Here is a 26,143-nt window from a genome sequence, read left to right on the forward strand (position 1 = left end):
ACTATGCTCAAGCTTTTGGCTCTGGAGCGATTACAGATCGACCGCATGACTTCATGCATCGGAAAGCGCGCTCTAGCGGATCGCCTCCTCGACCTTCAGCCTGAGGACCGGAAGGACGTCCGACTCGAACCAGGGGTTGCGTTTGATCCAGCCGCTGTTGCGCCAGGAGGGATGCGGCAGCGCCATGATTTGAGGCGTCCCGTGGGCGAATTCGCGCCAGCGCCGGACCGTTTCATCAAGGGTCGCGGCTTTCGCCAGCGGGCGTCCCAGACGCGCGAAATGATAGTTCTGCGCGAATCGCCCGATCGCCAGAATACAGTCGAATCGGGGAGCGGCCCGCAACAGATCGTCGTGCCAGGCGGCGCGGCATTCGCTGCGGGGAGGCAGGTCTCCCTTGTGATCATCGTGACCCGGAAAGCAAAAGCCCATCGGAATGATCGCGACCCGCGTTTCATCATAGAAAATGTCGCGCGAGACGTTCATCCATTGCCGGAGCCGGTCTCCCGAGGCGTCATCGAACGGCAATCCGCTGGCGTGAACCCGCGCCCCCGGAGCCTGGCTCGCGATCAGAAGGCGCGCGGTCGGCGTCACCCGCAGGACCGGCCGGGGCTCATGGGGCAAGCGCGTCCTCATCGGCGCGTCGCGGCAGATCCGGCAGGCGCGAATGCGATGAAGCGTCGCGTCGAGATCAACAGTCGATGGTTTGTCCGTCATAAGCGATCACGAGCCCCGCCTGCTCCATTTCGCCGCAAAAGGCCATCGCGGACTCGCTCATATGGGTCACAAGGACAACCTTGGCGGACAATTCCGGCAGATTGGCCTTGAGAGTGGGCCAATTCATATGGTTCGGAGTCGGTTCGGCGCCCGAGAAACATTCGACGATGAAAAGATCCGCCGCCTCGGACAGATCAATCAAGGCGGGCGTCCAGGCCGTGTCCCCTGAATAAGCGAAAACGCTCTTGCCGTCGGAAAGGCGCACGCCGGTCGCCAGGGCGCGGGTCATATGCACGACCTCGAACGTCTCCAGGGAGAATCCGGCGACCTCGGTCTTGCGCCGCGCCAGAAGCTCTTCGACGGTCCAGGGGAAACGCCAAACCATGCTCTTCGAGCCTGGAAACGACGTTTCGAGGACGGCGTCCAGCTTTTCCTTCAGGCCCGGCGGCCCGATGATCTTGAGGGGCTTCGTCCGCTGCTCGACGAATTGGCAATCGTACAGGAGAAACGGAAGCCCGCCGAAATGATCGCCGTGAAGGTGAGAAATGACTACAGCGTCGATGCTGTCGAATCGCAGGCCGAGCTTCTTCCAGGATCCGATCGACCCTGCGCCAAAATCGACAATAACGCCGAGACCGCCCGACACGATCTTGAAGCACGTATGCGCTCGCCCGCCGCTTCCGAACGCGTCGCCCGATCCAACGATTGTAACTTTCATCAAATTCCCGCGCCGGCTCATAAAGTTCAATCGCGACCGCCTTAATTTGAAGGGCGACGCAACGAAGCCGACCCTGACGCCCGTTCTCTGATAGCTTCGCTTCCAATTCGACAGGCGGAAGGGATCGACATCTCTTCGTCTGCCATTTTGCGGCAGGCATTTCCAGCCAGGCTTTCCTATGCGGCGCAGTTTGCCTCAGACTGTCGCCGCGGCGCGTGCGAAATCGCACATTTAAAACCTCGGCCATGGAGCCGTCTTGAAACCCGGACGGAAGGAGCCGCCTTAAAAGGGTCCGTCTCGCTCGAGCCCGGAGAACGTTTCGTCAGCTTCGGACCGGCGAGACGTGCGATGACTTTGATCGATTTTTCGAGTCAGGCCTTAAGATTTTTTCATCACCTTCAATTGGATTCCAGCAGGCTTTCGAGCGGCGCTTTTACGGATGACTGACATTACCGCAGAGACGATCCCGTTCGGGCGAGACGGCGGACCAAGGCCTTCTGCGCGCCCCAGCATCGCCGGGAAAAGCTTCGCCGGCAACGAATTCACCAGGTTGACGCGACGCTCCCACGTCGGCCCAAAGTCGCGGAAAACGGCCGATGGGAGCCGCGACGTCAAACTGCTGAGGCTGTACGCGCAGGGCCGCAGATCGTCCGCGCCAGCGATGGCCGCGCTCAGCTGCGTCGTCGCAACGATCGCCATCCGGTGGATCGACCTCCCATCCGCGGCGCTCTGGGCGATCCTCGACATCGCCGCCCTGGTTTGGGCCTATCGGCTCGCCAGCAAATTCCTTTCGGAGCCGAAGATCGACTCAGGACGGCGCTGGCGTCGCGATTTCGTCCTCGCTGAAGCCGCCCGAGGCGTGACGATGGCGATCATCGTCTTTCTGATTAGCCAGACGGGAGAGGCTTCGGTGCGATTCTGCGTCCTTGTCTTGTTGCTGCTGGCGTGTGCGATGAACGCGACGGTCACGGCGTCGATTCCCGCCGCGGTCTCTGCGGGACTGGCTCCGGCCGGACTGGCGATTCTCTGCCTGTTGCGTCCCTTGAGCCTCGGCGACGGCGCGGCGCCGGTCATCGCTCTGGGCTTCGCCACGCTGCTCACCTTTGCTCTCCTCGCCCGCAAGCTTCATTCGACATTAGTCGAGACATTGAGGTTCGAAGCCGAAAAAGACGAGCTTATCGCGCAATTGGAGCAAACGAAGGCAAACAGCGATCTGGCCCGGCGCAGGGCCGAGGACGCCAATCTCGCCAAGTCTCAATTCCTCGCGACGATGAGCCATGAATTGCGGACGCCGCTCAACGCCATTCTAGGATTTTCGGAAGTGATGAAAGGCGAATTGTTCGGATCGCACGTCGTGCCCTCGTACAAGGAATATTCGAACGACATTCATGCGAGCGGCCAGCATCTGCTCATGCTGATCAACGAAATCCTCGACCTGTCGAGGATCGAGGCCGGCCGGTTCGACCTGAAGGAGGAGCCGCTCGCGCTCGCGCCCCTGGTCGAGGATTGCAGGCGCCTCCTGGACTTGCGCGCGAAACAGCGGAGCATCATCGTCGAGGAATTCGCCGAGCCGACCCTCCCGCCCCTCTGGGCCGACGAGCGCGCCGTCCGGCAAATCACCCTGAACCTGTTATCAAATGCGATCAAATTCACGCCGCACGGCGGTTCGATCAGGATCCGGATCGGCTGGACGGCGAGCGGCGGCCAATATCTGGCGGTCCGCGACAACGGCCCAGGAATTCCACAGGACGAAATCCCCATCGTCATGTCCTCGTTCGGACGCGGCTCCCTCGCTCAGAAGAACGCCGAGGAAGGCTCGGGCCTCGGCCTTCCCATCGTCAAGGGCCTTATCGAACTGCATGGCGGCACGTTCACGCTGAAATCAAAAGTGGCGGAAGGAACCGAAGTGATCGTGATCTTTCCGCCGAGCCGGGTCTTGGCCGCGGCTTCTCTCCGGACCCAGGAGATCAGCGCCAAACCCCGCCATGGCCGCCGCCTGTCGACGGCCGCCTAGAGCGCTTTCCGATCGCATGAAGTCATGCGATCGATCAGAAATCGCTTCAGCATCAAATGCTTGAGCATATTCTTGGCGACACCGGCCCCGGCGAGGGAAGGAAATGGCTCGCCAATGGCGCAGGCCGAAGCGGCGGCGATCCCGCGGACCTTCATCCCCTTCCCGATCCCGCAGCTCTGATGCTACATCAGGGGCCGGTTCTGCGGAGACTCCTCCCTAAGGATGGTTTTGCTGGCGCGCGCATGCGCCGGGGGCCACATCGTTATACCGTCCAGATCATTCATTCACCATCAAGGTCATTCATTCAGCATCAAGGTCATTCATGGCTTCCATGTCTTCAACGCTCGCCACGGCGCTTTGTCTTTGTTGCATCGCCGTCGGCGCGTCAGCCGAAGCGCCCGACGCTGCCACGACGGTCCGCCCTGCCCCTCCCGAAGCGGCGCAACCGGCGCCGACAGCGCCGCCCAATCCCCTTCCGGCCCCCGTCACGACGTCCCACGCGATCAACCCGCCCGGACGCGCCCTTCGCTTCAAGGCGATCGCCGGAGCTATTCGGCTCAGCGAAGCGCAAACTGGAGCGCCCTTGGCGGATGTCGCCTATGTGGCGTTTGTTCTCGATGGCGGCGATGCGGCGAAGCGGCCGGTCACGTTCGCGATTAACGGCGGGCCGGGCGCGAGTTCCGCGTGGCTCAATCTCGGAGCGATGGGGCCATGGCGCCTGCCGCTCGAGGCGGCGCCTGCGTCGCCGTCGGCGCCCGCCGCGCTGATCGAAAACGCCGATACGTGGCTCGATTTCACCGATCTCGTTTTCATCGATCCGCCCGGAACCGGCTACAGCCGGATTCTCGCCAAAGGCGATGAAGCGCGCCGCCAGCTTTACTCGGTTTCCGGCGACATCGACGCGCTGGCCGTCGCGATCCGCAAATGGATCACGGCCAACAACAGGCTATCCAGTCCGAAATTCATCGTCGGCGAGAGCTATGGCGGCTTTCGCGGCCCGAAGCTCGCCCGTCGGCTCCAGGACGGCGAAGGCGTCGGGATACGCGGGCTCGTGCTGATCTCGCCTGTGCTCGACTTCAGCTGGTTCGAGAGCGCGAACAATCCCCTGACCTACGTCACCCGGCTGCCGTCCCAGGCCGCGGCCGTCCGCAAGCTCGACGCGACAGACGGACGCTCAGCGCTCGCCGACGTCGAAGCCTATGCCGAAGGCCCCTATCTGCTGGATCTCTTGCGCGGCGAGCGCGATCCGGCGGCGCTCGCCCGGATGAGCGAGAAGGTCGCGGGTTTCACCGGTCTCGATCCGGCGTTCGTGCGGCGCCTCGGCGGGCGCCTCGACAGCGCAAGCTTCGCGCGCGAGCGCGGCCGCGACGAAGGCAAGATCGCCAGCGCCTACGACGCCAGAGTCAGCGGTTTCGACCCTCAGCCTCACGCCGCGTCGAGCGATTATTCGGACCCCGTTCTCGACGCGGTCAAAACGCCGCTCGCGAGCGCGATGGCCGATCTGACCGCCCGGCGGCTGAACTGGCCGATCGAGGCCCGCTATGAAATTCTCAACGAAAGCGTCGCGCCGCAATGGGAATGGGGCGGACATGGACGAAGCCGGTCCGAAGCGCTCACGGATCTGAAGCGGGCGATGGCGATCGACCCGCAACTGCGCGTCCTGATCGTCCACGGCGCGACCGACGAGGTGACGCCCTATTTCGCCTCGAAGCTGCTGATTGATCAGGTGCCGACGTTCGGCGACCCTGATCGCCTGCGGCTGAGAGTCTACGGCGGGGGCCACATGGTCTATTTTCAGGACAAATCCCGCGCCGCCTTGCGCGAAGACGCCAAAAACCTGATCGAAGGGCGGTAGGGCGACATTCGTCCCATCGGTGGTTCCGCGAGTGAGTTTGGATGCGCGCGACGTAAAGCCTGACATCGGACCGCAATTGTGAATCAGAGTCTTGCGGGCAGACCAGACGGAACCATAGCAAAAAGCCCTGTCCGAGGATGGCGTCGCGTCATAGCCTTGTGCTTGACAAATCGGCAATATGACTGTTTTACGGTTGTAATCACGTTGGACCGCGAAGGCTCACGCTAACGTCGTCGCTGACGACTCCCCGCGCAAGATATCCTATTCTGGCAAGACAATCCGGGTAAGACAATCCGGGCTAATTCGGATCAAGGACGTCGCCATTCTTCGATTTCTCACATTCGTCAATCTCTAAAAGGAGAAAGCCGATCATCCCGCTCCCTGTCGTCATCTTTGTGTTGCTATTGCTCGGCGCCAGCGGCGGATATTACGCCTATGCCGCCTATGGCAGATCAGGCTTGGGCGGCGCGATCGGCTCTGTCCTCGTCGTTTTTCTGCTCCTCTGGATGCTTGGAGCATTGTCAATCTAAGCAAGCGCGTCCGCGCCATCGCTGGGTTGCGCGCCTCGATCAGCTCCTGCGTTCTCGCCGCAACTTGGCCGCCCGTCGCGCGGGGCCAACTTATCAGGCGTCGGAGGTCTCGGATCGGCCTGGGACTTTCGCCTGGGCAAATGTCGCCATGTCGGAATGGCAGGCGATCGCCGCCTTGAACAAGGCGGCGGACAAAGCCGCGCCGGAGCCTTCGCCGAGCCGCATCCCGAGATCGAGCAGCGGGCGCTTGCCGAGACGTCGCAGAACCTCGCCATGCGCGCCCTCTTCGGAAAGGTGCCCCGCCACGCAATGGTCGAGGGCGGACGCATCAAGGGCGTGGAGAATGGCTGCTGCGGCGCAAACCACATAACCGTCGAGGATCACCGGAACCCGCTCGATTCGCGCCGCCATGATCGCCCCGGCGATGGCCGCGATTTCGCGCCCGCCGAGACGGCGCATCAGCTCGAGCGGATCCGCAAGAAAAGGCCTGTGCAGCGCGACGGCGGCTTCGACCGTGGCGATCTTGCGCGCGAGAGCTTCTGCATCGGCTCCCGTTCCTCGGCCCACCCAATCCCTGGCGGCGCCGCCATAAAGTCCGTGGTAGATCGCCGCCGCGATGGTGGTGTTGCCGATGCCCATTTCGCCGAGGCAAAGCAAATCGACGCCGCCGTCGATGGCCTCCATGCCATAGGCGAAGGTGGCCGCCGCCGCCGCTTCCTCCAGAGCCGGCGCCTTGGCGATGTCCAGCGTCGGAATGTCGAGGGCGAGGTCGAACACTTTCAGGCCAAGGCCGAATGAAGCGCAGATCTGGTTGATCGCCGCGCCTCCGGCGGAAAAGTTTTCGACCATGGCCCTGGTGACGGACGCCGGATAGGCGGAGACGCCCCTCGCCGCAACGCCGTGATTGCCCGCAAAAACCGCGACCAGCGGGCGGTCCATCGTCGGCTCCGGCTTGTCCTGCCAGGCCGCGAGAAACTCGACGAGCTCCTCCAGCCGGCCGAGCGATCCGGGCGGCTTTGTCAGCTCCGCCTGCCGCGCTCGAACCGCCGCGATGGCGTCCTTTGAGGCGAGCGGCATCATTGGAATGAGATCACGGATGGCTTGAAACGGCGCGCCGGAAGGCGGCTGAGAGGAGGAGGACTGAGAGGAGGAGGACATGGCGGCCTGACGATGGAAACAGTCCCGTCACGCGGGACGAATGGAAGGAAACGAACCTGAACTATGGGGCTATTGTCGATCCGCGCGGCGTCTTGCCTCACCTTTTTTTGCATATGCGATATTGCACTGCAGCATAAGACGCCCCAAGTTAACGACAACGGAAATATGGAGGACGCAACTCAGTTTGAAACACGATTGGAGACAGACGATATGACACGCAAGCTTTCGTTCATCGCCGGGGGCTTTTTCTTCACCGCGACCGCCCTCGCCATCGCCGCATCCGCTCAGTCGCCGACTGTGCAGATCAAGGCGTATACTCCCGCGGCCGCCGTCGAGGCCTCCGCCGCCGAGATCCCTGGCAAAGTCTATTGCTATAACGGCGCGAAGCGCGATCAGGTCAATGTTTATAGAGGCTGGACCTGCATCCTCGAGCACCATCCTCTCTAGATCGGCCTGACGTCCCGCCTCGACAAAGCCGTCCGGATCATTGATTGAGAAGCGATGCGCTTCGGCTCGACGCTTCTCAGCGATGCTCTGCTCTGCCTGCGGTTCGCCACGCGCCTCCCGGTTCCAGGCATCGAGGACCAATCGTTCGCCACCTTTCCGCGGGCGATCCGGATGCTCCCTTTGGCCGGAGCAATGGTCGGCGCATTGGCAGGCGGCGTCCTCGGGCTCGCCTCATTTATCGGGTTTCCGCCTCAGATCGCCGCTCCGCTTGCGATCGCCGTCCTGATTTTGTCGACTGGCGCGCTCCATGAAGACGGTCTCGCCGACTGCGCCGACGGGTTTGGCGGCGGCGCGACGTGCGAGCGCAAGCTCGAAATCATGAAAGACAGCCGAATCGGCGCTTTCGGGGCCCTGGCTCTGGCGCTGACATTGTACCTGCGTGCGGCCAGCATCGCCTCGATCCTCGACCAAAGCCTTGGCCTCGCCTGCGCCGTCCTGATCGGCGCCGCCGCTGTTTCGCGCGCAGCCGCGCTGATTCCGCTTGTCTGGCTGCCTCCGGCGCGCAAGGAAGGCGCCGGCTTTTCCGCAGGCCGGCCAGCGCCGGGCGCAGCGATCGCCGCCGCATGCCTTGGAACTTTGTTCGCCTTGGCTCCGGCATTGGCGGGCGCGTCGTCGCCAAGGCTCTTGATCGGTATCGGCGCAGCGGCGGGAGCCGGGTTTGGGGCGTCGCTACTGGCGAAGCGCCAGATCGGCGGTCAAACCGGCGACGTCGCCGGCGCCGCCCAGCAAATCAGCGAGGTCTTGTTTTACCTTGTCTTCGCCGCGAACCGTCTCGCCTGAGCAGGCTTTGGGGGAAACTCAAAGGCCCGCCAGATATTGCGTCGGATCGACCGGGGTCGCGCCCTTGCGCAGTTCGAAATGGAGTTGCGGAGACGCGACGTTGCCGCTCTGGCCCGATTTGGCGATCGTCTGCCCGCGTTTGACGGTTTCGCCGCGCTTGACCTCGATGTCGCCGTTGTTCGCATAGGCCGAGACAAATCCGTTGGGATGCCGGATCAGGATCAGATTGCCGTATCCTTTCAATTCGCTTCCGGCATAGGCGACCACACCGCTTTCGGCGGCCTTCACGGAAGTTCCCTCCGGAACGGCGATATTGATCCCGTCGTTGCCGCCAGGCTTGAAGGCCTGGATGATCCGTCCGCGCGCGGGCCAGCGGAATTCAGGATTGGCCGGATCTGTCGAAGCGGCTCCCTTGTTTTCCGGCGCGTCCGGGGCGGCCTTGGGTTCGGCCATCGCGGTTTCGGTTTTTTCGGGCTTGAGCGCTTCGGGTTTGGAGCCTTCGGGCCTGGATTTTGCCGGCGCCTGCTGCTCCTTCACGATCGAAGCGGTTTTCCGGGCGGGCTCTACAGGATGCGTTTCGCTGACGGCGACGGCGGCTTTCTGGGCCGGTTTCGCGTCCGCGTGGGCGATGACGGCTTTGGGCGCGGGAGCGGCCTTCACCGGCGCCGCGGCGACTTTGGCCGCGGGCGCCAATGCGGCCGGCGCGGCCGCGATCGCCGGGGCGGCGCCTTTCAGGAGCTTGACCTGTCCCGCAGCAGAACGCACGGGCGCGGGGGCGTTCGCGACGGTCTCAGCGACGCGCGCTCCGCTCGAGGCGGCGAGCGAAGCGTTGTAGACCGGGATGACAATCCGAGAGCCCGGTTGAATTTGCGCCGCCGAGGTAAACCCGTTCGCGCGGACAAGGGCGTCGGTTGGAATGCCGTAGCGTTTGGCGAGGAGTTCCGCGCTTTCCCCCTGGGCGACGGAGATCGGCGTCCCGCCTTCCGCAGACCAGCCGGCGACCGTCTGGGCAGGGCGCGCGACATTTCCGGCGAGCTTCGGGCTCTGAACGACTGGCGACGAATGGCTCTGCGCCGGAGCGGACAACGGCCGCGATTGCACCGGCGACACCGGAGCCGATCCCGGGAACCCCGAGCCCGCAGCCGCGGGGTCGATGCTCGATGTCGGCAAATCGGCGCTCGACGATGTCTCAAAAGGATTTTTGAACGGGTCGCTCAAGCGGTCTGAACTGGCGCACCCCGCGAGCGCACTGGCGGCGAGTCCCGTCATGGCCAGACGAAACGCGGAACGTGAGCAGAAATTGGAAAAAGAATGACTCATGACGCAACCCACTGACGCAGTAGCTCTCACCTCCGATTAAATGGGGTTTGAGTTAAGGGAGCGTTTAGATGAACAATCATTCAAGAAAAAACTGTGCAAATTACCGAATAACCGGATCGGCTTTGGAGGCCGGTCCAAGCAGCGTCCGGCGAGGATCCGTGAGGATCACCCAAGCGCCTGCGCCAGCCGCTTGAGAGAATGTTCGTCGGTCAGATCGAGCTTGAGCGGAGTGACGGAGATCTTTTTTTGCGCGAGGGCCTCAAGATCGGTTCCTAGCCCCGGCGTGAGCTGATGCCGATCGAAAGAAATCCAGTAATAGGGATTGCCGCGTCCGTCCGCGCGCGCGTCGATGTTGACGAGATAGCCGCGCCTGCCCTGAAAGGTCACCGCGACGCCCGTCACCTCGCTTGGCGAACAGGCCGGGAAATTCACGTTCATGATGACGTTGGGAGGAATTCCCCCGGCGAGAATTTTTTCGATGATGGAAGGCCCATGCGCTTCCGCGCAGTCCCAGAACGCTCCCTCCCGGCCGCCAATGGGTCCATAGGCCAGCGACAATGCGATCGAGGGAAATCCCAGAAGCGCGCCTTCCATGGCGCCGGCTATGGTGCCGGAATAGACGACGTCTTCGGCGACGTTCTGGCCGCAATTCACGCCCGACAGGACGAGGTCCGGCGCGCGTCCTTCCAGAATACGGCGCACGCCCATGATGACGCAGTCCGTCGGGGTGCCTTTTACGGCGTAGTGGCGTTCGGATATCTGACGCAGGCGCAAGGGATCGTTCAGCGACAGCGAATGAGCGACCCCCGACTGATCGCTTTCCGGCGCGACGACAATGACATCGTCTGTCAGCGCCCTGGCGATTTTCTCGAGGGTCGCGAGGCCGGGCGCGTGAATGCCGTCGTCGTTCGTCACCAGAATGCGCATCCAGCATCGCTCCCGCAGATACATTTGTGAGGCCTGCCCCGCAGCGGGACAGAGGCGTCCGCCGCCGGGGGCGGACGCTTCGCCAGTTCGGATTCATCTTTTGAAAAGTCGGCGGCCGGCGCCACGTCTAGCAGACCCGTGGGCTTTCTTCATCGGGCAATCATCGCAACGCCGGATAAAGGCGGCGCGCGCGCGATCAGGACGGCTTGTCCGATGAGACGTGAGACGCGTTCAGCCTATTTCCCGCAATCAGGCTGACTCAAAAGCTCGAGGCTGGACATTTCGCCGGCGAGAACGAAATCGCCGTAATCCAGCCGCAAGGCGCGGGAGATGCCGTTTTCATAGAGATCGAACGACAGGGTGTAGCTTGGACCGTCGTCTTTCTTGCCGCTCTCGAAATAGCTGATGGAGACCGGCCAGCGCCGCATTTTTTCGAGCTGGGGAATGTGCGCCGCCTTTTCAACGGCCGGAGCGGCGATGGGATGCCCTATATAGGTTGTGGTCTCGTAGACTTTTTCGCCGGTCTCCGATCCGTCGTAAACCTTGGCTTCCAGAAGGTTTTTTCCGTCCGCAGCCGCTGCCAGAATCCGCCTCAGATGCTCCGTCGGAAAGGCGATCTCGGACTCGACGCTGAATTTGCTGCGCTTGGGCTTGGCGAGATTGACCAGCAACGGACCATTGGCTGTCTTTGAGGCCTTGCCGTCAACCGAATCGGCTTCGGCGCTATCGACGCTGGTCTGCATCTTGAAGTTGAAATTCTTGCCCTCGGGGTCTTCGAACGTCGCCGATTGCATGTCCGACACGCGGGTCGGCCCTTCGGCCGGCTGCAACTCGGTGAACTGGCGGAAATTCTGCACATAGCCTTCGCAGGCCGAACCGGTGAAATCGAAGGCGATGCGTCCATGCGCGGCGGTCGGGCTTTTTGTCCCCACGGATTTGGCGAGGGTCAATTCGTAAACGGCGCGGTGCGGCGCGAGCGAGACGGAATGGACCTGCTCCGTCTTCGACGTCGCGGAGGGAGGATTTGGCGGGATCGAATTGGCGGCGATACCCCCGGACCCGAAGGGGCAGATCGCCACGAGGGAGAAAGCGGCGAGCGTCCGCCCGACGCGGCCGAAAACCTGAAAACGAGCCTGAGGGAACCGAGCTTGGGGAGCGATCATTCTTGGCTTTTCCTCGAAGTGCGCCGCGGCCGGCGCCGGGAATTTGTCATCGTCTCGGCGCAAAGATTACCAATTCGTGCTGCAAAGCGTCAAATTAGAGTTAACGCCCCCCAACTGCAACCTGAGCGGCGCGATTTACGCGCTGTGGATCTCGCCGACTTGAGATACAAGGGTCCGGCGCAACACTCAAATCATAGGGAAATCTTTCATGGACAAGGTCGAGGCGAAACTGGCGGCTCTGGGCGTATCGCTTCCGACCCCCGCCGCTCCTGTCGCAAATTATGTCCCTTTTGTGATCTCCGCCTCGATTCTCGTAATTTCCGGACAGCTCCCGCTTGGCGCGGACGGGAAGCTTGATCCCGCCCATACGGGCAAATGCGGCGGAGATGTCTCCATAGAAGATGGGCAGGCCGCCGCGCGCCGCTGCGCGATCAACCTTCTGGCGCAGGCTAAAGCGGCGCTCGGCGATCTCGACAAAATCTCCCGCTGCGTTCGCCTCGGCGGTTTCATCAATGCGGCTCCGGAATTCGTCGCGCTCCCCGCGGTGATGAACGGCGCTTCGGATTTCATCGTCGAAGTTCTCGGCGAGAAGGGCCGGCATGCCCGCTCAACCATCGGAGTCGCCGAATTGCCGATGAACAGCGCCGTCGAGGTCGAGGCCATGTTCGAGATCGAACGCTGACCAGGCGGGCCGGCCCCTGGTCCCTCAATGCGCCGGACTGGCTGACGGCGCGCCCGATCGCCCATCGCGGACTTCACGCCAGGGCGACGGGACTCGTCGAGAATACAATCGCGGCGGCTGAAGCCGCGATCGGCAAGGGGTACGCCATCGAATGCGACGTGCAGCGGACCCGGGATGGCGAAGCCGTCGTTTTTCACGATTTTACCCTTGATCGCCTGATGCGCGCGAAGGGAGACGTCGCCGCCTTCAGCGCCGGCGACCTCGCCGGTCTCGCCCATAAGGAGTGCGACGAGGGGATCGCGACTTTATCCGGCTTCCTTGCGGCGGTCGCGGGCCGGACGCCCGTGATCGTTGAAATCAAAAGCCGGTTCGACGGCGATGTCCGCCTCGCGGCGCGCGCGCTGGCGGCGATCGCGGACTATGCGGGTCCCGTCGGCCTCAAGACCTTCGATCCTCGTGTCCTCGCCTGTCTCCGCGCCCAAGGCGCCTCGCGTCCGCTCGGCCTTGTCGCCGAAGCCTGCTACGAGACCGGCGAATGGCTTGAACTGGCGCCGCAGCAGCGCGCCGCGCTCCGCGAGCTGCGGCATTTCCCCGACACGCGTCCGGATTTCCTGTCCTGGAACGTCAATGATTTACCGCACGCCGTGCCGATGCTGTGCCGTGCCGGAATCGGAATGCCGGTCATGACCTGGACCGTGCGGTCGCCGGAGGACAGGTCGCGGGCCGAACTGTGGGCGGATCAGATCGTCTTCGAGGGCTTCGAGGCCTGACTCGATCGAGCGTCGGTCCGTTCGCCAATCCGGCGAAGCGCGGCTGAACTTCGATCGACCCGCGTATAGAGCGTGTAACCGGGATCGAAGATGAACTTGAACAAAAGTCCAACCCAGGACTCGTGAGTTTTCAGATCGTCGTAGAATTCCGGCGCCATTTGCTTCAGTCGCGGCAGCCTGGTCCAGGGCACGTCGGGAAAATCGTGATGTTCGTTGTGATAGCCGATGTTGAGCGCGACGATGTTCATCGGGCCGTAATAATCGAAGGTCTCCTGCTCGGGATCGCTGGTGAAATGCTCCTGGACCCAGCGCGCGCCGAGCGGATGCAGGCCGCCGACTGAAAACCAGAACGACGCGAACAGGTAGAGCAGCGCATTGGGGCCGAATAAAAAGACAACCGCGAGATCGTAGAAAATCACGCAGACCGTGTTGATGAAGGTCCAGCGGCCCCACATCGGCACTGTTCCCCTGAGCCGTCCGAGACGGGTCACCTGAAACACCGCGAAAAAGAACATCCAGGCGGCCTTGCCGTACCAGGTCCGGCCAAAAACCCTCGCCTCCCAATGACTTGGCAGATCGGCGTCGTAGTCGTAATCGCCAAGATGGGAATGATGCTTCATGTGGTAGCAGCGAAAGCCCATCGCGGTCGGGAAGCCGTTTGGCAGATCCGCGAGAATCGCCGTCCATTTGTTCCAGGTTGGGCTTTTGAAGACGCAATTGTGCGAAGCGTCGTGGATGATCACGAACAAGGCGTGGTTGGCGAAAGCTCCAACGCAAAAGGCGACGGCGATGGCGAGCGGCCAATAGGAAAGGCCAAGCCAGCCTAGCCAGGCGGCGATCAACGTCTGACCCGCCGTCAGCCCCAGCGTGATCACGGCGGTCAACGGATCGTAGCCGGCGAGCGCGGCGACGTCCGGATGCGCCTTCAGGATCGCGCGCCGGCGAATGGGATGCGGCCGAGGCTCGGCCTTGGCGATGAAGTCGGTCCGCGTCGCGGGCGCTTCGGCGGCCGCGTCGAGATTCAGGCCGAGCGAATTGATGTTCATAGGGCGTCCCCTTTGGGCGCTATCGCTCCGCCATGACGATCATGGCGCAAGCGCCGCAATTCCGAGCCGCTTCTCGTAAACGCGATGAATCTTGTCGATTTTCGCGCCCGCGGCCTCGATCGGCCGCCGCATGCCGGCGTTGTTCTCCAGAACCCAGCCGAACTCGACATGTTCGATGGAACTCTGCCGGCTGCGGCGCCGGATTTCCTCGATGAACGCAAGTATAACGGCCCCGCCCGCCGCCTTGCGGTGGAGGGCGCGACGGATGCCGAAAAGTGCCAGCCGCCCCGATTTGAACTTGTGGTTCCTGATCCGCGAGATCATTCGAAAGATGCCGAAGGGGAGCAGCTTGCCGCCAAGATCGCCGGTGATCTCGTGCAGATTAGGCAGGACGACGCCAAAAGCCTGAGGCTCGCCGTCAAGTTCGATCATGAACCCGCCTTCAGGCGGCATCACCAGTTTCAGTCCGTCCGCGGTCGACATGAATTCGTCGTAGGTGAAAGGGGTGAAGCCCCAATTCTCGCTCCACGCGTCGTTGAAAATGTCGAGAATGATCCTGGCCTCGTTGGCGAGATCCTTGAGATCCAGGGTTCTGATGCGCAATCTGTCGCGCCATTCCGGCCGGTCGATAATCCTGGGACCGTCAGCGCGGTCCCTTTCGCTGACGTCGTAGCGGTATGAAATCAGATCGCGGGCCTTGGCGTAGCCGCAGCGCTCGAGAGCCCCCGGCAGATAGTCGGGATTCCACGGCATGAACACCATCGGCTCGGCGTCGAAGCCCTGGACCAGCACGCCGACCTCGCTGTTGACCGACGGCGAGAACGGCCCATGCACGACTTCCGCGCCTCGTGCCTGCAGCCAGTCTTCCGCGGCCTTCATCAGCGCCCCGACGACAAAATCGTCGTTGATCGCGTCAAGGCAACCGAATTGCGCGCGCGAGGCGCCCAGCGGCGCATGATCTTCGTCGTACATCTGCGCGAAAATTCGTCCGACGAACTTGCCGTCCCTGCGGGCGAGAAAGGCCTGCGACTCGACCAGTTTATAATGAGGGTTGAGCCGCGGCGAAAAGGAGGTCCACCGCTCGGCGTCGAGCGGCGGGGCAAATCCAGGCTGATCCTTGTATAAAAGGCGCGGCAGCCGGCAAAAGGCGAGGAAGTTTCCAAGCCCCTGAGAGGGAATGACGTCGACCGCGCTCTTCAGCATGAATGGTTTCTCATCGCCCCGCCCGGATGCAAAGCCGCCGGTCCGGCTCCGGGCAAGGCCTGATCAAGTCGCGACGCTGAGAGCGCGGGCGGGCGCTGCATGTTCGCTTTTCCGTTTCGCCAGAAGGTCGATCACGCCCCTGATTTCCGCCTCCGTATGCGTGGCGGACAAGAAAAAGCGCAGGCGCGGCTGATCCTTGGGAACCCCGATCTGGATGATCGGCGGCACGTAATAATACTGGCTCAAAAGCAATCTCGAGGCGGCGAGCGTTTCGAGACTGTCCGAGAACAGGATCGGCACGACGCCTCGTCCGATCGCAGGGCCCGTGTCGAGACCGGCCTCGTGCGCGAGATCCATGAACAGTTCGGCGTTCTCGCGCAAACGGCGCAGTCGCCACGTCTCTTGCTGCATGAGCTGCAAGGCCGTTTCCGCAGCGGCGGAAATGACCGGAGACAACCCGACGCTGTAGACAAAACCAGGAAGCGTGTAGCGCAGCCAGTCGATCACAGGCGCCTTGCCGGCGACGAAGCCGCCGCAGGACGCCAGCGTCTTGGACAGCGTTCCGATGATGAGATCGACCTGCTGCGGATCGACGCCTGCGTATTCGCAAAGACCGCGTCCCTCGCTCCCAAGAACCCCGATCGAATGCGCTTCGTCGATCAACAGCCACGCGTTGCGCTGCTCCTTGATCCTGACGAGGCGGACGAGGTCGGCGACGTCGCCGTCCATGCTGTAAATGCCTTCCGCGACGATCAGAACGTTGCGGAAGTTTTCGCGCCGTTCGCGCAGCAGAAAATCGAGGTGGTCAAGGTCGTTGTGGCGGAAAACGACGGTTTCCGCCACCGCGCTTTTTGCGCCGCTCAGAATGCTGTTGTGCGACAATTCGTCGATGAAGAGCGCGTCCCGCGATCCAAGAATATGCGAGATCGTCGTGACGTTGGTCAGATAGCCGCTGACGAGGGTCAGCGCTGAATCTGTTCCGACGAATTTCGCAAGGGCGACCTCAAGATTGCGATGGGTCGACCGCTCTCCGCCGACGAGACGGGAGGCCAGCGCCCCGACGCCAAAGGTATCGAGCGCGGCGGCCGCGCTCGACTTGATGGCCGGATGGGTGGACAGCCCGAGGTAATCATAGTTTGCGAAGCTGACAAACCGCTGGCCCTTCGCTTCCGCCTCGCGCCGCAAAGTATCGGTCGGAGCAAAGAATGGATCGCCGCTTTCCAGATAGGCTTTCCCGGCAAGGCGGAAGCGCTTGGTGGCGTATTGCGCGAGGCTGTTATCTTTTTGCACTTAGGTCTAGCCGTCTCAAAGGAGTTCTAGGATGTCTTTAAGAAACCTTGCGGCGTTAAGAAACCTTGCGGCGTTGCGCCTGCAACGAATCAAAGAGCCTGCAATGAATCGAAGCGCCTTCAATGAATCGAACTGTTCCCCCACAGCAAATCAATGCATAGCATCGCCCGACGGGGGGAGCAAAAGTCGATCGGGGGATAACCCTCGCCGATCGTCTTAAACTGCTTGCTGAAATCGCGTAACCCCTTGCAGACCAAAGATTTAGCGGCTTTGGTCAATTCGAGTTACAAACCGTAACAATGCTCAGTTTAACCGTCGGACGCGGTATTTAGTGCTGACGATAGCCCAACGAAGACCGAAGATGGGAATCGGTTGCTTTAAAGCGGCGATCTTGACCGCCAAGTCAGGGCCGCGGATTTTTAAATCCGTTTGAGCTCCAACGACTGAAATGCACTTCTAAACATGAATTTTTTACAAAGATTAAGAAAGTCTTTACTATATTGCCGGGCCGCCAGCCTACGGCGAGCCATCGTCGACTCAGTTTCCGTCGACGCTTGCCCTTTACGGGCGTTGCAAGGCGCGCCAGCCGATATCGCGGCGGCAAAATCCCTCCGGCCAATCGATCGCGTCGATCGCCGCATAGGCTCTGGCGCCGGCTTCCGCCACGTTGGCTCCGACGGCGGTGACGTTGAGCACCCTGCCGCCGTCGGCGAGAAGCCGCGTTCCCTCGAGCCGCGTTCCCGCGTGGGTGATTGTAACAAAAGGTTTCGCCTCGGCCCGTTCAAGATGGACGATCTCCGCGCCCTTCAGCGGCGCCTCGGGGTAGCCGCGTGCGGCGAGCACGACGCTCAGCGCGGTGCAGGCGGAGAGCCGTATCGGCCGGTCCGGGAGAGTGGCGTTTGCGCAGGCGAGCATGAGGGCGAGGAGATCATCCTCCAGACGCGGCAGGATCGCCTGCGTCTCGGGATCGCCGAACCTGACATTGAATTCGATGAGCTTTGGACCCTCGCGGCCGATCATCAGGCCCGCAAAAAGGACGCCCCTGAACGGCGCGCCCAATTCCGTCATGCCCTTGAGGGTCGGTTCGATGATCTCGGTCATGACCCGCCGGCTCATCGCCGCGTCCATGACCGGCGCGGGCGAATAGGCGCCCATCCCGCCGGTGTTGGGCCCGGTTTCCCCCTCGCCGACGCGCTTGTGATCCTGCGCCGAGGCGAATTCGACGGCGCGGGCGCCATCGCAGAGCGCGAAAAAGGAAGCTTCCTCGCCTTCGAGAAAGTCCTCGACGACGATGGTCTCGCCTGCGGCGCCGAATCCGCCGCGAAACATCATGCCGATCGCCTCTTCCGCCTCGGCGAGACTGGCGGCGACCACAACCCCTTTCCCGCTGGCGAGGCCATCCGCCTTGATGACGATCGGCGCGCCTTTGCCGCGTGCATAGGCCAACGCCGAAGCCGCGTTGCTGAAACGCCCGTAGGCCGCCGTCGGAATCCTGAACCGCGCGCAGAAGTCCTTGGCGAACCCTTTTGACCCTTCGAGACGGGCGGCCGCTTTGCCCGGCCCGAAGACCTTGATCCCGGCCAGAGCCAGATCGTCGGCGATGCCGGCGACGAGCGGCGCCTCGGCGCCGACCACGACAAGGCCGATCCGGTTCGCCTTGCAATACGCGGCGACTGATGCATGATCGGCGGCGTCGAGCCCCACGCATTGACCGATGCGGGCGATTCCGGGATTGCCGGGCGCGGCGAAAAGGGTGTCGAGCAGCGGACTTTTGACCAGCGCGGCCGCGATCGCATGTTCGCGCCCGCCCGAGCCAAGGAGGAGGACGTTCACGCCGCCGCCGTAACGTTTGCGCCGGCCTGACCGTTGTGGTGGGATCCCTGCGCGATCAGGCCCGGCGGAAGGCGGAATACGGCGCTCACCTAGAATTTTCCTCTTGCCTGCTTTTGCGCGCTTGCGTCATCGAATTCGCCTGTCCGATTGCGCGGCGGATCGGGCGAGGGCGTGATTGGACGGGGTCCTGATCGGATGAAGACCGAGGCCGGCAAAATGCTGAAGGATGCGCCCGTCGTCAAGGAGCGTTCGTCGGGGGCGGACCGGATTTACGCCTTCCCCCCCCCAGCGGGCTCGGGCGACGGGGCGGAGCTGAACTTGAACGCCCTCGCTCGCGCGCGAAGGGAATTATTGCCGCGCCTTCGGCGCCGGCGGCGTGAAACCCCGCGACGCTTTGCGGATTATCTGACGGACAAAAGCGAAGGGAGAGACACTATGGCGAGCGCTCAGGTAAAGCCAATTCCGGACGGGATGCATCGCGTGACGCCGCACCTTGTCTGCGACGGCGCGGCCGGCGCCATAGACTTCTACGAAAAAGCCTTCGGCGCCGTTGAGGAAATGCGCCTCGCCGGGCCCCAGGGCAGATTGATGCATGCGCGAATCCGCATCGGCGATAGCGCAATCATGCTGGTCGACGAATTCCCGCAATGGGGATCGTTCGGTCCGAAATCGCTGAAGGGCACGCCAGTGACGATCCATCTTTTTGTCGAGGACGCCGACGCCGCCGCCGCCCGCGCCGTCGAGGCGGGGGCGAAACTGATCCTGCCGGTCACCGACATGTTCTGGGGAGACCGTTACGGCGTGATCGAGGATCCGTACGGTCACCGCTGGTCGATTGCGACGCATGTGCGCGACCTGAGCGCGGAGGAGATCGCGCAGGCGATGCCGAAGCATATGTCCGGTTGAGCCGCGCCAGGCCCCGCCCTTCCCTACCGCCGCCCGAACAGCTTCTCGACATCGACGAGTTTCAGTTCGACATAGGTCGGGCGGCCGTGGTTGCACTGGCCGGAGCCTGGCGTGCGCTCCATCTCGCGCAAAAGCGCGTTCATCTCGTCCGCGCCGAGCCGCCGCCCCGCCCGCACCGAATGATGGCAGGCGAGCGTCGCCAGCACCCGGTCAAGTCGCTTCTCCAGAGGCGCCGCGCCGCCGCCCTCCCCGGCGAGCGCCGCGGCAAGATCGCGCACGAGACTCGAGGCGTCGCAGGCGCCGAGCGCGGCGGGCGTCTCGCTGACCGCGACGGCACCCGGCCCGAACGGTTCGACCCTGAGGCCGAACTCGCCAAGGAGGTCCGCCGCATCGCAGACCCGCGCCGCCTCGCTTTGCCCCATCTCGACGATCACCGGGATGAGCAGATGCTGGCGCGGCGGGCTAGAGCCCGCGCGGGCGGCCTTGAGGCGCTCGTAGACCAGCCGCTCATGCGCCGCGTGCTGGTCGACGATGACGATCCCCTCGCGGGTCTGCGCGACGATATAGGTCTCGTGCAATTGCGCTCGCGCCGCGCCCAGAGGCGCGTCGAGGTCTTGCTGCAAAGGCTGCTGCTGATGCGCCCGCGCGGAGACGCTCGCGATCCGCGCCAAGGCCCCGTCCGTGGCGAAGCTTGTCTGGTCAGGCGCAGCGAAAAGGTTTGTCGCCTCGGCGAAGCCGGCGGAGGGGCCGGAATGCTCCGGCTTCGCGGGCGAGGCCCGCCAATCCCAGTTCGCGGCGGGCGCATAACCCGACCGGGCTGCGCCGAAGCCGCGTCTGGCGAGAAGATCGAGCGCGGCGGCGGAATTGTTCGGGGTCGCCCTGTGCAGCGCGCCCGCCAGGGTCTGTTTCAGCGCGCCGACGATCAGGCCGCGCACGAGGCCGCCGTCGCGAAAGCGCACCTCCGCCTTGGCCGGATGGACGTTGACGTCGACCTCGCGCGGATCGCAGGAGAGGAAAAGCGCCAGCGCCGGATGGCGTCCCTGCGGCACAAAATCCATATAGGCCGCGCGCACGGCGCCCGCGAGTAGCTTGTCGCGGACCGGACGGCCGTTGACGAAGAGAAATTGCGCCGACGCATTGGCGCGGTGCCAGGTCGGCAGCCCGGCGAAGCCCGCAAGGCTCACGCCCTCGCGCTCCGCCTCGACGCGCAGCGCATTGGCGCTGAACTCGCGGCCCAGAATGTCCGTCAGCCGCGCGAGCAGACCCGCGTCGCCCGGCCCCTGCGCGGCGAACTCGAAGCCCGCCGCCTCGCCCCCGCCTGAAAACGTGAACCGCACCTGCGGATGCGCCATCGCATGGCGCTGCACGGTCTCGGAGGCGGCGCGGGCCTCGGCCCGGTCGTTTTTCAGGAATTTCAGCCGCGCGGGCGTCGCCGCGAAGAGGTCGCGGATTTCGATCCGCGTCCCTTGGGGATGGGCGGCGGGCGCAATGGCGCTTTTGGCGCCCTGATCGACGCAGATCCGCGAGCCATGCGGCGCGCCAGACGCGCGGGTCGTGATCTCGAGGCTCGCGACCGAGCCGATCGAGGGCAAAGCCTCGCCCCGGAAGCCGAGGGTCTCGATCGCGGAGAGATCGCCGCCGGGAAGTTTCGAGGTGGCGTGGCGCTCGACCGCGAGGTCGAGGTCCTGCGCCGACATGCCGAAGCCGTCGTCGATGACGCGAATGAGCTTTTTCCCGCCCGCCTCGAGCGCGACGTCGATCCGGGCCGCCCCGGCGTCGAGCGCGTTCTCGATCAATTCCTTCAAGGCCGAGGCCGGCCGCTCGACGACCTCGCCCGCGGCGATGCGGTCGATGAGAACGGGATCGAGGCGGCGAACCGGCATGGGGGTTTGATGCTCTCAGCTTGGGCTTGCGCCGATCTTATCGTGCGCCGGACGCCGATGCGCGTTCGAGATTGGGCGGAGGAAGTTTTTCCAGAGCTTTCTTACACAAAAAGGCCAATGCCAGTCTGATGCGGCGAGTGTAGTCGGCGATACGCCTAACCAAGTCTTGTTGAATCTTTGCGGGTTCTTCCTGAAATCTGGACGGCGCGGAAGAGCTTTTGTCGCGACTTCTGCGCCAACATCGCGCTCTCTGACACGCCGACGCTCACACTGGCTTCCCTTCTTGACGGCGGCGCAACGTGATGCATATCAATGGTATCCACCATAAGAGCGCTTTCCGATCGCATGAAGTCATGCGATCGATCAGAAATCGCTTCAGATTCAAAGAATTGAGCATATTCTTGTCGATTGGATTGATTCAATCCAATCGGAATTTGCTCCAGGAGGCGCATTTGACCGCCAAAGGAACCGCCAAGCTCTTCATGTCCGGCCGCAGCCAGGCCGTGCGCCTGCCCAAGGAATTTCGGTTCGAGGGATCGCAGGTGCGGGTCTCCAAAATCGGCGACAAGGTTATTCTGGAGCCGATGGAGAACGCACCCTTCGACGTCACGGCCTGGCGCGCGAGGCTGCGGGCCCTCGGCGCCGCCGATTTTCTTCCCGAGGGGCGCCCCGAGCAGCCGCCAACGCCTGATGACGGCGCCGCGTTCTAAAGGCGATGTTCTGTCTCGATACGAACGCCGTCATCGCCGCGCTGAATGAGAAAAGCCCGTTGATGGCGGCGCGCCTCGACGCGGAAATCGCGCGCGGCGCGCAAATCCTTTTATCAGCGATCGTTCTTTACGAATTGCGGTATGGCGTCGCCAAAAGCGTGCGCCCGGAGCGCAGCCAGGCGATTCTCGCGGCGTTTCTGGATCTGCCGCTCACGATCGCCGCGTTTGACTCGGAGGACGCGAAAGGCGCGGGCGAAATCCGAGCGGCGCTGGCAAAGGCGGGAACGCCGATCGGACCCTATGACGTGCTGATCGCGGCGCAGGCCCGCCGCCGGAGCGCTACGCTCGTCACGGCGAACCGCCGCGAATTCGAGCGTGTGCCGGGGCTGGTCATCACCGATTGGATGGCAGGTTGACCGAGAATCATCGGTGCGTCATTCCTGCATCCTTCTTCGAGAGGCACGGGCTCATCTGGATGAGGAATTGCCCCCTCACATCCCTTCCGGGCGCCCTGCGACGGCGACGAGGAGCTTCCCATCGCCAAAGATGCGCCTCGCCGCGCGCTTGGCGTCGTCCATCGTGACGGCGGCGATCAGCCTGTTGCGTTCATCGAGATAATCGACGCCATAGCCCTCGGTCTGGAGGTGGACGAGCTGGGCCACGATCTTGGTCGAGGTATCGAAGCGGAGCGCATAGGAGCCGATGAGGTATTTTTTCGCCTTGTCCAGTTCCTCTTCCGTCGGCCCCGACTCGGAAAGGCTGGCGATCTCGCCCTCGATCACCGCCATCGATTCGGCGGCGCGTTCATTCTTGGTGGAGGTGCCGCCGCTCAGCATGGCGGCGTGATCGAAGGTCGTGAGGTGGGACCAGACCGAATAGGCGAGGCCGCGCTTCTCGCGCACCTCGCGGAAGAGCCGCGCCGAAAACACGCCGCCGCCGAGGACGTGGTTGACGACAATCGCGGGGATGATGTCGGGATCGGCGCGGGCGATCCCTTGCCGGCCGAAACGGATCGCCGATTGCGGCACGTCGATCCTGACGACATGGCGCGCGCCTTCCCCCGAGAAGGCGATGGGAGCGATAGGATCCAGGTCGGACTTTGCCGGCAGGGCTCCGAACACGTCGTCGAGACGGGCGGCGAGCGTCGCGGCGTCGATCGCGCCCACCGCCGCGATTTTCAGCGTGTCGCGCGCGAAGACCCGCGCCCGCATGTCGGTGAGGTTGGCGCGGGTCAGCGTCGGCAGAGTCGCGAGATCGCCGCGCACCGGCAGGCCATAGGGATGGTTCGCATAGGCGACCGAACGGAAGGTGCGCGCGGCGACATGGTCAGGATCGTTGACCTCGCGCTTGAGGCTGGCGGAGATCTGGCCGATGACGCGCTCGAACGGTTCGGAGTCGAGACGCGCCTTGCCGACGGCGAGCTGCAGAAGTTCGAAGGCCCGCGCAATGTTGCGGGCGAGCGTCTGCATCCGCCCGCTGACGAGATCGCGGTCGGCCGAGAACGAAAGCTCGATGGCGTCTTCATCGAGCGCGCGATGGAAGGCCTCGGCGTCATAGGGGCCGGCTCCTTCATCGAGCATGCCGGCGAGAAGGGTGGCAACGCCCGGCTTGCCGATCGGGTCCTGCGACGCGCCGCCCTTGAAGGCGAATTCAAGCGCGACGATCGGAACGGCGTAATCCTCGACCAGCCAGGCCTCGATGCCGCCGGGCGAGACGATCTTCTGGACGGCGGCGGCGCGGGACGGGCTTTGCGTGCTGGCGAGAGCGGTCATGATGGATCCATTTTTTCTTTTTTTTGCTTTTCGTTCAGCACGCGATGATGGCGTCGGCAGCATCCTGCGCGGGAGGGGTTCGCGCAGAGGGTTCGGCCGGAAGCAGGAATCCAGTGACGCTGCGCCGCTTGTCGAGCCAGCGCGCGGCTCTTTTCACGTCGTCGGCGGTCACAGCCTCGATCCGCTCGGGCCAGTGCGCGACGTCCTCGATCGAAAGTCCGACCGCCAGCGAGGCGCCGTACCATCGGGCGAGGGTCGCCTGATTGTCCTGCGCATAGATCGCGTCGGCGACGAGCCGGGTTTTCGCGCGTTTGAAGTCCGCCTCATCGACGCCATGGGCGGCGACGCCGGCGATGATCTCTCCGATCGCGGCGTCGAGCCGTTCGAGCGAAACCCCGGGCGCCGGGACGGCGAAGACATAGAATCGCGTGTCGTCGACCGAGGCGCCCTGGTAATGCGCGCCCGCCCCGACCGCGATCTTGTCGTTCATGACGAGGGTCTTGAAGAGGAGGCTCGTCGGGCCGCCGCCCAGAAGATGGGCGAGGACTTCGAGGGCCTCGGCCTCGCCGGGCTCGGCCGTCCTGTACGAGGGCGCAAGGAACACGCTCTGGTGCGAGGGCTGTTCGACCTTCTCGTCGGCAAGGGTCACGAGACGGTGCGCGCGGGGCTCGGGTTCGCGTGGACGCGAGCGTTTCGGGGCCTCGCCCCGCGCCGGGATCGCGCCATAGATCTCCCCCGCGAGTTCGATCACGGCCGCCGCATCGACGTCTCCCGCAATGACGAGGATCGCGTTTTCGGGCGTATAGAACCGATGGTAATAGGCCAGCGCGTCGTTACGGTCGAGACCTTCGATCTCGTGATTCCAGCCGATGATCGGCCGGCCGTAGGGGTGCTGGGTGAAGAGCGCGGCCTGCACCGCCTCGTTCAACTGGTCCGAAGGATCGGAATCGGTGCGCATCCGACGCTCCTCGAGCACGACGTCTCGTTCGGGCGCCACCACCTCGTCGCTGAGGACAAGATTGGTCATCCGGTCCGCTTCATATTCCATGCAGACCCGAAGATGGTCCTTGGCGACGCGCTGGAAATAGGCGGTGTAATCGTTTGAGGTGAACGCGTTCTCCTGACCGCCGACATCGGCGATCAATTCGGAGAATTTACCCTGGGGATTGGCCTTGGTGCCCTTAAACATCAGATGTTCGAGGAAATGGGCGATGCCGGATTTTCCCAGCGGGTCGTCGGCGGAGCCGTTGCGGTACCAGACCATGTGCGTCACGACCGGCGCGCGATGGTCGGCGATCACGACGATTTCGAGGCCGTTGGCGAGTTTCGCCTGAGCGACAGGCGGCCCGGCGGGTTTGGCGGAGGGCTGCGCAGAGGGCGTAAGGGCGCAGGCGCGCGGGCCGGAAGCGGCTTGACCAGGAAGCATTCGATCCATCGCTTTCATGAGACCGCGGCGAGCAGGCCGAGGTCCGAGTTGAAAAGTCTGGAGCGAATATAGGTCAGAAAATCGGCGGCGGTATAGTCTTTGTGAATTTGCGGCGACAGGCCCCGGCCCGGAAAGCCGCCGCCCGCCGCGCGCGGAACCATAAAGGTTAGTTGTCCACCGAGTTCTTGCGTCGTTGCGAGCGGTTGTAGGCGGCGGGATCCGACGGGTCCGCCTCTTCTTTGACCTTGTCCGGCGCAAGAGCGGTGGCGGCGGTCGCCTTGCGATAGCCCGGCGGCGGTTCGGTCAGATATTTCCGGCTCGGCTCGACTCCCGGCTGGACCACATCCGCTTGTCCGCCGCCGCCGACGGCGGCCTGCAGGGCTTTCCAGGGCGCGTAAAGGCAGATCGGCGTTCCAGAACCCGCCTGACATTCGCTAGGCGGCCCCTCCTTCGGAAGATCGCCGGTGACGCGACTAAGGTCGCGGGGCGACATTTCCACGCGGGCGTTCGGCGTCGGTTGCGGCGCCGGCTGATTCGCGCTGAGCGCCGCCCGGCGGCGTTCGACGACATCGGGGTCCGTTGGCCATGACGCGCTCCGGGCGCTTTCCTTTGGCGGGGGAAGATCGAGTCGCGGCGGCACGACGATGGGGGCGCGGGCGCGGTAATCGATCGCGTCCTGCTCCTTGTCGAACTGCAGCCCGACAAAGCCGAGCATCGAGTTGAACATATTGGTGTCTTCTTCAGCCGCCGCAGGCAAAGGCGCGGCGGCCATGAAAGCGCCGGCGGCCAACGCGGCCAAAATGGAGGCTTTGCTGCGTCCCTGAACCTTGTCAAACACCATAACGAAGTCCTCTCCCCTGTCGTCGCCCGAACACGGCGGTCAATCGCCGGGAAGCCGCGAGAGCGCTTGCGCCGAGCTTACGTCGCCATGTTAAG

The 26,143-nt window shown here is 63.6% G+C and carries 26 protein-coding genes; 10 read left to right on the forward strand and 16 right to left on the reverse strand.

The window, feature by feature from the left end; all coding sequences use genetic code 11:
- Nucleotides 1-72 precede the first annotated feature (72 nt).
- Nucleotides 73-714, reverse strand: coding sequence for a uracil-DNA glycosylase family protein (locus BM177_RS06455; RefSeq protein WP_091680104.1), 642 nt, complete (start codon nucleotides 712-714; stop codon nucleotides 73-75).
- Nucleotides 689-1,432: an MBL fold metallo-hydrolase gene (locus BM177_RS06460; RefSeq protein ID WP_091680308.1), complete on the reverse strand. Its 744-nt coding sequence runs from the start codon at nucleotides 1,430-1,432 to the stop codon at nucleotides 689-691. Before BM177_RS06460 ends, BM177_RS06455 begins: the two co-directional genes overlap by 26 nt.
- A gap of 439 nt (nucleotides 1,433-1,871) precedes the next feature.
- On the opposite strand from BM177_RS06460, the gene BM177_RS06465 reads away from it, so the two are divergent.
- Together BM177_RS06465 and BM177_RS06470 are read left to right on the forward strand one after the other, a co-directional pair.
- Nucleotides 1,872-3,446, forward strand: a complete 1,575-nt coding sequence (locus tag BM177_RS06465; RefSeq protein ID WP_091680109.1) for a sensor histidine kinase — start codon at nucleotides 1,872-1,874, stop codon at nucleotides 3,444-3,446.
- Between the two features lie 322 nt (nucleotides 3,447-3,768).
- On the forward strand, nucleotides 3,769-5,301 hold the full coding sequence (locus BM177_RS06470; RefSeq protein WP_091680116.1) for a S10 family peptidase: 1,533 nt from the start codon (nucleotides 3,769-3,771) through the stop codon (nucleotides 5,299-5,301).
- Between the two features lie 623 nt (nucleotides 5,302-5,924).
- Here the strand turns inward: BM177_RS06470 and cobT are convergent.
- Nucleotides 5,925-6,989, reverse strand: coding sequence for a nicotinate-nucleotide--dimethylbenzimidazole phosphoribosyltransferase (gene cobT / locus BM177_RS06480; RefSeq protein ID WP_091680121.1), 1,065 nt, complete (start codon nucleotides 6,987-6,989; stop codon nucleotides 5,925-5,927).
- A 210-nt stretch (nucleotides 6,990-7,199) separates the two neighbouring features.
- On the opposite strand from cobT, the gene BM177_RS06485 reads away from it, so the two are divergent.
- Nucleotides 7,200-7,436 (forward strand): hypothetical protein, encoded by a 237-nt coding sequence (locus BM177_RS06485; protein WP_091680124.1) that lies wholly within the window; start codon nucleotides 7,200-7,202, stop codon nucleotides 7,434-7,436.
- Between the two features lie 54 nt (nucleotides 7,437-7,490).
- A complete protein-coding gene (gene cobS / locus BM177_RS06490; protein WP_091680125.1) occupies nucleotides 7,491-8,276 on the forward strand; it encodes an adenosylcobinamide-GDP ribazoletransferase in 786 nt (261 codons plus the stop codon).
- Nucleotides 8,277-8,294: 18 nt separating this feature from the next.
- On the opposite strand, the gene BM177_RS06495 is transcribed toward cobS, so the two are convergent.
- The gene (locus BM177_RS06495) at nucleotides 8,295-9,386 is read right to left on the reverse strand and encodes a peptidoglycan DD-metalloendopeptidase family protein (RefSeq protein WP_244532163.1); all 1,092 of its coding nucleotides are present in this window, start codon (nucleotides 9,384-9,386) and stop codon (nucleotides 8,295-8,297) included.
- 43 nt (nucleotides 9,387-9,429) lie between these two features.
- Between BM177_RS06495 and BM177_RS20510 the strand changes: the two genes are divergently transcribed.
- The gene (locus BM177_RS20510) at nucleotides 9,430-9,591 is read left to right on the forward strand and encodes a hypothetical protein (protein WP_244532165.1); all 162 of its coding nucleotides are present in this window, start codon (nucleotides 9,430-9,432) and stop codon (nucleotides 9,589-9,591) included.
- Between the two features lie 170 nt (nucleotides 9,592-9,761).
- On the opposite strand, the gene surE is transcribed toward BM177_RS20510, so the two are convergent.
- Both surE and BM177_RS06505 read right to left on the reverse strand, forming a co-directional pair.
- Nucleotides 9,762-10,523, reverse strand: a complete 762-nt coding sequence (gene surE / locus BM177_RS06500; protein WP_091680312.1) for a 5'/3'-nucleotidase SurE — start codon at nucleotides 10,521-10,523, stop codon at nucleotides 9,762-9,764.
- Nucleotides 10,524-10,759: 236 nt separating this feature from the next.
- The gene (locus BM177_RS06505; protein WP_091680315.1) at nucleotides 10,760-11,686 is read right to left on the reverse strand and encodes a cell envelope integrity EipB family protein; all 927 of its coding nucleotides are present in this window, start codon (nucleotides 11,684-11,686) and stop codon (nucleotides 10,760-10,762) included.
- 208 nt (nucleotides 11,687-11,894) lie between these two features.
- On the opposite strand from BM177_RS06505, the gene BM177_RS06510 reads away from it, so the two are divergent.
- Together BM177_RS06510 and BM177_RS06515 are read left to right on the forward strand one after the other, a co-directional pair.
- A complete protein-coding gene (locus BM177_RS06510; protein WP_091680127.1) occupies nucleotides 11,895-12,368 on the forward strand; it encodes a RidA family protein in 474 nt (157 codons plus the stop codon).
- Nucleotides 12,365-13,138 (forward strand): glycerophosphodiester phosphodiesterase family protein, encoded by a 774-nt coding sequence (locus BM177_RS06515; RefSeq protein WP_091680129.1) that lies wholly within the window; start codon nucleotides 12,365-12,367, stop codon nucleotides 13,136-13,138. Before BM177_RS06510 ends, BM177_RS06515 begins: the two co-directional genes overlap by 4 nt.
- On the opposite strand, the gene BM177_RS06520 is transcribed toward BM177_RS06515, so the two are convergent.
- The 4 genes from BM177_RS06520 to purD form a co-directional block, all read right to left on the reverse strand.
- Nucleotides 13,108-14,184 (reverse strand): fatty acid desaturase, encoded by a 1,077-nt coding sequence (locus BM177_RS06520; protein ID WP_091680132.1) that lies wholly within the window; start codon nucleotides 14,182-14,184, stop codon nucleotides 13,108-13,110. The two genes, BM177_RS06515 and BM177_RS06520, sit on opposite strands and share 31 nt — an antisense overlap.
- Before the next feature lie 39 nt (nucleotides 14,185-14,223).
- Nucleotides 14,224-15,387, reverse strand: a complete 1,164-nt coding sequence (locus BM177_RS06525) for a GNAT family protein (RefSeq protein ID WP_091680134.1) — start codon at nucleotides 15,385-15,387, stop codon at nucleotides 14,224-14,226.
- 63 nt (nucleotides 15,388-15,450) lie between these two features.
- Entirely contained in the window at nucleotides 15,451-16,677 is a 1,227-nt protein-coding gene (locus tag BM177_RS06530; RefSeq protein WP_091680136.1) for an aminotransferase class I/II-fold pyridoxal phosphate-dependent enzyme, read from the reverse strand.
- A 561-nt stretch (nucleotides 16,678-17,238) separates the two neighbouring features.
- The gene (gene purD, locus BM177_RS06535; protein ID WP_091680139.1) at nucleotides 17,239-18,510 is read right to left on the reverse strand and encodes a phosphoribosylamine--glycine ligase; all 1,272 of its coding nucleotides are present in this window, start codon (nucleotides 18,508-18,510) and stop codon (nucleotides 17,239-17,241) included.
- A gap of 195 nt (nucleotides 18,511-18,705) precedes the next feature.
- On the opposite strand from purD, the gene BM177_RS06540 reads away from it, so the two are divergent.
- The gene (locus tag BM177_RS06540; RefSeq protein WP_342028895.1) at nucleotides 18,706-19,416 is read left to right on the forward strand and encodes a VOC family protein; all 711 of its coding nucleotides are present in this window, start codon (nucleotides 18,706-18,708) and stop codon (nucleotides 19,414-19,416) included.
- Nucleotides 19,417-19,439: 23 nt separating this feature from the next.
- Here BM177_RS06540 and mutL read toward each other — a convergent pair whose 3' ends face one another.
- Together mutL and BM177_RS19460 are read right to left on the reverse strand one after the other, a co-directional pair.
- Entirely contained in the window at nucleotides 19,440-21,299 is a 1,860-nt protein-coding gene (gene mutL / locus BM177_RS06545) for a DNA mismatch repair endonuclease MutL (protein ID WP_091680142.1), read from the reverse strand.
- A gap of 155 nt (nucleotides 21,300-21,454) precedes the next feature.
- Nucleotides 21,455-21,751 carry a hypothetical protein gene (locus BM177_RS19460; protein WP_139223538.1) on the reverse strand — a complete coding sequence of 99 codons (297 nt, stop codon included), beginning with the start codon at nucleotides 21,749-21,751 and terminating at the stop codon, nucleotides 21,455-21,457.
- Between BM177_RS19460 and BM177_RS06550 the strand changes: the two genes are divergently transcribed.
- Together BM177_RS06550 and BM177_RS06555 are read left to right on the forward strand one after the other, a co-directional pair.
- On the forward strand, nucleotides 21,752-22,009 hold the full coding sequence (locus tag BM177_RS06550; protein ID WP_425284375.1) for an antitoxin: 258 nt from the start codon (nucleotides 21,752-21,754) through the stop codon (nucleotides 22,007-22,009). It abuts the gene before it with no gap.
- A 5-nt stretch (nucleotides 22,010-22,014) separates the two neighbouring features.
- Nucleotides 22,015-22,425 (forward strand): type II toxin-antitoxin system VapC family toxin, encoded by a 411-nt coding sequence (locus BM177_RS06555; RefSeq protein WP_091680145.1) that lies wholly within the window; start codon nucleotides 22,015-22,017, stop codon nucleotides 22,423-22,425.
- Nucleotides 22,426-22,500: 75 nt separating this feature from the next.
- Here BM177_RS06555 and BM177_RS06560 read toward each other — a convergent pair whose 3' ends face one another.
- The 4 genes from BM177_RS06560 to BM177_RS06570 are packed head-to-tail and all read right to left on the reverse strand — an operon-like array spanning nucleotide 22,501 to nucleotide 26,048.
- Nucleotides 22,501-23,781, reverse strand: coding sequence for a M16 family metallopeptidase (locus BM177_RS06560; protein ID WP_091680323.1), 1,281 nt, complete (start codon nucleotides 23,779-23,781; stop codon nucleotides 22,501-22,503).
- A gap of 34 nt (nucleotides 23,782-23,815) precedes the next feature.
- Complete coding sequence (locus BM177_RS06565) at nucleotides 23,816-25,216, reverse strand: M16 family metallopeptidase (RefSeq protein WP_091680326.1); 1,401 nt, start codon at nucleotides 25,214-25,216, stop codon at nucleotides 23,816-23,818.
- Nucleotides 25,217-25,221: 5 nt separating this feature from the next.
- Complete coding sequence (locus BM177_RS19965; RefSeq protein ID WP_175492520.1) at nucleotides 25,222-25,368, reverse strand: hypothetical protein; 147 nt, start codon at nucleotides 25,366-25,368, stop codon at nucleotides 25,222-25,224.
- A 5-nt stretch (nucleotides 25,369-25,373) separates the two neighbouring features.
- Entirely contained in the window at nucleotides 25,374-26,048 is a 675-nt protein-coding gene (locus BM177_RS06570; RefSeq protein WP_091680148.1) for a hypothetical protein, read from the reverse strand.
- Nucleotides 26,049-26,143 lie beyond the last annotated feature (95 nt).

The sequence above is a fragment of the Methylocapsa palsarum genome (assembly GCF_900114285.1).
Taxonomy (GTDB): Bacteria; Pseudomonadota; Alphaproteobacteria; order Rhizobiales; family Beijerinckiaceae; genus Methylocapsa; species Methylocapsa palsarum.